Here is a 3,496-nt window from a genome sequence, read left to right on the forward strand (position 1 = left end):
CTCGAAGGTGTATTCGGCCGAGGCATGGACATTGCTCCACAGGGGCAGCACGCGGGCACCGGCGGGGATGATGTCGTCGGTGGAGATGTTGTCGCCGCACTTGAGCAGGATCGGCGCCTCGATGCGCTCCGGCAGTGCCTCGATCAGCGGCAATGGCGGGGTGTTGTCGGTGGCCAGCAATGTCACCTGCCGTGCTCGTTCGAGGGGCAACGGCGGGATGAACCAGCTGTCGCTGACTCTCATCTGCTCGGGCTCCCGGGGCCTCGGGCAGGGCATGGCCAGGGTGCGTGGATCGGTGATCACGCCCTGCAGCGCGGAGGCGGCGGCGGTCTCGGGGCTGCACAGGAAGATGCTGTCCTCCCGGGTGCCGGAGCGTCCGGGGAAGTTGCGCGGTACGGTGCGCAGGCTGTTGCGGCCGGCGGCGGGTGCCTGGCCCATGCCGATACAGCCGTTGCAGCCAGGCTGGTGCAGGCGCGCCCCGGCGGCGATCAGTGCTCCCAGGTGACCTTCGTCGATCAGCGCCGCGAGCCCCCGGCGGGTGGCGGGGTTGATGTCCAGGGAGACATTGCCGGCGACGCTGCGGCCCTTGACGATCTCGGCCACCACGGCAATATCGCGATAGCCTGGATTGGCCGAAGAGCCGATATAGGCCTGGTACAGGGGCTCGCCCGCCACTTCCCTGACCGGCACGACCCTGTCGGGGCTGGAGGGTAGGGCGATCAGCGGCTCGAGCCGCGACAGGTCGAGGTGTTCCTCCCGGTCATAGCGGCAGCCCGGGTCGGCGGACAGCGGTCGCCAGTCGGCCTCACGCCCCCGCGAGCGCATGAAGTCGCGAATCACCTCGTCGCTGGGGAAGACGCTGGTGGTGGCCCCCATCTCGGTACCCATGTTGGCCAGGACGTGGCGGTCCATGGCGCTGAGCCCGGCTAGACCGGGGCCGTGGTATTCGAGGATGCTGTTCTTCGCGCCGGCGACGCCATGGCGGCGAAGCAGCTCGAGAATGATGTCCTTGGCGCTGACCCAGTCGGGGAGTTCGCCGCTGAGATGGACGCCGATGACCTGTGGCATGGGCAGGTAGAGGGGCTCGCCGGCCATGGCCATGGCCACCTCGATGCCACCGGCACCGATGGCCAGCATGCCCATGGCGCCGGCGGCCGGCGTATGGCTGTCACAGCCGACCAGGCTCTGGCCCGGCACACCGAAGCGTTCCATGTGGACGGGATGGCTGATGCCGTTGCCCGGGCCGCTGTACCAGACGCCCAGGCGCTCGCAGGCACTCTTGAGGAAGAGGTGGGCGTCGGCGGTCAGGTTGTCCTGCTGGATCAGGGTGTGGTCGATGTACTGGACGCTTGGCGAGGTCTTGACGCGCTCGATGCCCATGGCATCCAGCTCGAGCATGACCAGGGTGCCGAGGATGTCCTGCAGCAGGGCCTGGTCGATGTTCAGGGCAATTTCACTGCCCGTTATCATCTGCCCTTCGACGAGATGCGAGGCGATGAGTTTCCGGCTCAGGTTGTCAGCCATGAGAGTCATTCTCCTCGGGGTGGAAGAGGCGGTGGACGGCATACAGTCCATCGATCAGGAACTGCAGGCCCAGGGCCGCGAAGCCCACCGGCATCAATCCGTAGGGAAAGACCATGGGCGTGCCCAGGGAACTGGAGACGCGCTCGCCATATTCCAGTGCCTGCCAGGCCATGATCCCGCCGCGCCAGACGAGGATATAGCAGAAGACGGCACCGAGCATGGCGGTGGCGATATCGATGCTGGCCCTGGCGTGCAGGGGCAGCTTGTCCTTGAAGTAGGTGATACGGATGTGGGCGTCGTGGCGCTGAGCCTCGGCCGCCCCCATCACGGCGAGATAGACCAGCAGGAAGGAGTTGATCTCCAGGCTCCAGCTGGTGGGGGCCGAGAAGGCGTAGCGCATGATGGCGTCATAGGCGATCGACACCATCATGAAGACCAGCACGCCCATCGATGTCCAGCGCAGGACGGCCAGCAGGCCGTCCCAGCTGCGCATGACCGTTGCCGTCATGGCCTGTGCTCCCTCATGCCTCACCCAGTGCCAGGGCGATGGCGCGATTGCCGACGTCTTCCCCGACCTCTTCCTTCCAGTGGTTCCAGACCGCTTCGGCACCGTCATTGAAGGTCTCGAGATCGGCCTCGGAGGGTTCGATGATCTCGACGCCCTCGGCCTCGACCTGCGGCCAGTACTCGTTGGGATAGATGTCGTTGTTGCAGTGGTCGATGAAGTTGTCGTCGTACCACTGGGCGGCTCCCTGCATGATCTCGCGCTCCTCGGTGCTGAGTGATTCCCAGCGGTCGAGAAGCATGAAGGGTGCCACCGTGAAGCCGGTCATGGGCAGCTTGTAGCAATACTTCAGCTGCTCATGGAGGCTGCGACCGATCACCGTGGAGATGTTGAAGACGCCAGCATCCACGGTGCCCAGCTGGAGCGCCATGTAGGTTTCCGAGGAGGGAATGCGGGTGGCGCCGATGTCATAGCTTTCCAGGGCCTGAGTGGCCTCGAAGCCGACGATGCGGATCTTCTTGCCACGGACCTCCTCCAGGCTGCGGATGGGGCTGGCCTCGGTGCTCCAGATGTACTCGGGCTCGAGCACACCCTGGCCGGAAGAGAGCATGTAAAGGTTCTCCTGACCCAGGACCTCGTTGATCAGCTCCATCAGAGGGCTGCCCATGGCGAGGCGCTCGGGATGACGGTAGAGCTCGCCAATCACGCCGGGCAGGCCGGTGATGCCGAGAATGGGCACCGAACGGGTGATGTAGGAGGTGGTATGGAACATGAAGTCGATGCTGCGGGCACGCAGCGCCGGCAGCTGTTCGTCGGCCTTGAGCAGCTGACCGGAATCATAGAAGTCCATGTTGAGGATATCACCGCCATTCTCCTGGATGATTTCCACGAAGCGGTCGGAGCCATAGGTCAGTGCCTTGTAGGACGGCGGCAGGTAGGTCACCCCGGTGAGAGTGGTGGCGGCCATGGCCTGGCGCGATAAGAGGCTCTGGCCACCGAACAGGGTGGCGCCGGCGGTGGCGAAGCTACCGTACTTGAGTACTTGGCGACGGCTGAGGGTCATGTCGAATTCTCCTGCTAGTTGTTGTGACGAGGGGTCATTTCACGCAAATGGATGGCGCTAGCGCCACCCCACCGGGGCTACATGAGTCCCGGTAACCACAGGCTGAGGCTGGGGAAGAACACGAACAGCATCAGCACGAGGAACTGAACGGCAACGAAGGGCAGGGCACTGCGGATGATCTCCTCCACGGAGAGGTCGGGACAGACCCCGCGAAGCGCATAGAGGTTGAGCCCGACGGGTGGCGTGACCACGGCGATCTCCAGATTGAGCACCATGACGATGCCGAACCACAGCGGGTCGTAGCCTAGCGCCACGATCAGCGGCAGCAGGACCGGAGTGGTGACCACGATCAGCGAGACGGCATCGACGATCATGCCCAGCAAGAGCAATAGCAGCATGACGGC

At 64.6% G+C, this 3,496-nt stretch carries 4 protein-coding genes; all 4 read right to left on the minus strand.

Translation table 11 applies throughout. The annotated features are described in order from the left end of the window. Window positions 1-1,524, minus strand: a 1,524-nt coding sequence (locus ACESMD_RS01945; protein ID WP_372609830.1) for an aconitate hydratase, incomplete at its 3' end; no start/stop codon positions are given. Beyond that, window positions 1,517-2,032: a TRAP transporter small permease gene (locus ACESMD_RS01950; RefSeq protein WP_372609832.1), complete on the minus strand. Its 516-nt coding sequence runs from the start codon at window positions 2,030-2,032 to the stop codon at window positions 1,517-1,519. The genes ACESMD_RS01945 and ACESMD_RS01950, both read right to left, overlap by 8 nt. A gap of 13 nt (window positions 2,033-2,045) precedes the next feature. Next, on the minus strand, window positions 2,046-3,092 hold the full coding sequence (locus tag ACESMD_RS01955) for a TRAP transporter substrate-binding protein (protein ID WP_372609834.1): 1,047 nt from the start codon (window positions 3,090-3,092) through the stop codon (window positions 2,046-2,048). 77 nt (window positions 3,093-3,169) lie between these two features. After that, on the minus strand, window positions 3,170-3,496 hold a 327-nt coding region (locus ACESMD_RS01960; protein WP_372609836.1), incomplete at its 5' end, for a TRAP transporter large permease subunit.

It is taken from the genome of Halomonas sp., from assembly GCF_041689495.1.
GTDB lineage: Bacteria > Pseudomonadota > Gammaproteobacteria > Pseudomonadales > Halomonadaceae > Halomonas.

Bases quoted from the DNA above. Each gene is read 5' to 3' on its own strand.
- ACESMD_RS01955 (WP_372609834.1), bottom strand. From the start codon at position 3,092: ATGACCCTCAGCCGTCGCCAAGTACTCAAGTACGGTAGCTTCGCCACC.
- ACESMD_RS01950 (WP_372609832.1), bottom strand. From the start codon at position 2,032: ATGACGGCAACGGTCATGCGCAGCTGGGACGGCCTGCTGGCCGTCCTG.